We start from the raw sequence: 1,539 nt of genomic DNA on the forward strand, positions 1-1,539 counted from the left end.
CACGCTTGTGGTGCCCAGGCGGGCCAGGAGACTGCTGGCCCGCCGAGGCGTGCCGGTGGCAGTCCGCGCCGTCCCCGCCATCCGCGTGGACCGCCGATCCCGCGGGAGCGTCGGCTCCGCCGAGTGTGGCCAGGCGCCGGTGGTACGCATGCGGGTCGGCAGGGGCCGAAGAGTGATCGGCCGCGGCGTGCCGCTGCATCGTGCACGGTGCTGCCGGGGCGATGGCCACGGCCATCGCCAGAACGGCGAGCAACACTGCGCGCAGAAGTGCCAAGGACCAAGCGACCCCAACGAACCCGGCGCAACTCTTGCACAGGCGGGCAATATCGGCAACGCATCCGTAATTTAGCTTTTGGCAGATCGCCCGAACCTGTTCATTGGCGATGTCGGGGCAAAGGCGGACCGCTCCTGCGCCGGGCCCGTGAGCCTGTTTTCCCTGCCTGGCCGCAACCATCATGGTTGGGGCGGAGCCTGCGACCGGCGCCACAACCGCGCGCGTCCCACCGCGCGGGTTCCACGGAATCGGCTATCCGGATTTTAGTGTGGAGCGACGGGCGCAGATAGATCGTCGCCTGTTGCCCAAGGCATAAGCCTAAGGAGTGGACCCTCGGCTTGGTGGCACAGGAGCAACCCTCTGTGCCACCGCTTCGATGAACGCTTCCGCTAGCAACAAATCATGCTCGATCTGAGATCTTGCCGGAGGAGGTTCTGCCGTCATCGGGTCGTCGGCGGGATAACGGTAAGCTGTCGCCCACGGCGTCAGGTAGGAGAGCGACAGCGCCTGGACATGTAGAGGATCCGCTTCTGGTATCAGGCTCGCCAGCGCCTCCAAATCATGACCCGCACCTCCACCGCGAGGATATCTAATCGCCTCCGCAGCAAGGTAGGATTTGATGGCTTTCTCCACAGCCTGCTGAACGTGGTAGGCAGCGACCTCGATTTCTGGAGGGTCGATCAGAAGCCTGCGCGCCGAACGCACATCCTGACGCGCCCTGTTCAGCCAATCGATCGGGTCGGAGGCGCCGCTCATGGATAAGACTTCAGTCCGTTGTCGAAAAGAACTACGCCGTCTTGTGCGACGTCGTGCGCCAGAGCATTTACGTCACGACGCTTAGCCTCGAAGACGCTTATCCGCATCGGGGCAATTTGGATTGGAAGGCCCAAATCTCGAACAGCCTCCCACATCCGGCTTGGAGTGTAGATGCCGCTCGGGATATCATCATCCAACAAGACGCAGATATCCCAGTCGCTATTCTCGTGATGATCTCCACGCGCTCGGCTGCCGAACAGGATCACCTTCTCGACCGGCGCGAAATCTCGGAGCCGGTCAATCGCGGCACCGAGCGCAGCTTCATATCCAGCGATGCCATCGACGCGAGTCATGTCACGATTATACAACATCCGCAGATACCTTGCATCAGCCTGCCGGCTCGCGGATCGGGTTCTCAGTGCCGGCCTATTCGCGGTTCGCCTCCCGTCGCGTTCATGACGCGCCGCGAGCAAGCGTCGGCATAGTTCCACATCAAAATCCGGATACCC

2 protein-coding genes are annotated in these 1,539 nt (G+C 62.6%); both read right to left on the bottom strand.

Annotated elements, in window-relative coordinates:
- Positions 1 to 592 precede the first annotated feature (592 nt).
- The gene (locus tag MFF61_RS33105) at positions 593 to 1,030 is read right to left on the bottom strand and encodes a HEPN domain-containing protein (protein WP_238242007.1); all 438 of its coding nucleotides are present in this window, start codon (positions 1,028 to 1,030) and stop codon (positions 593 to 595) included.
- A partial coding sequence (locus MFF61_RS33110) for a nucleotidyltransferase domain-containing protein (RefSeq protein WP_238242008.1) occupies positions 1,027 to 1,539 on the bottom strand: 513 nt, incomplete at its 5' end. The genes MFF61_RS33105 and MFF61_RS33110, both read right to left, overlap by 4 nt.

It is taken from the genome of Methylobacterium isbiliense, assembly GCF_022179325.1.
Lineage (GTDB): Bacteria > Pseudomonadota > Alphaproteobacteria > Rhizobiales > Beijerinckiaceae > Methylobacterium > Methylobacterium isbiliense.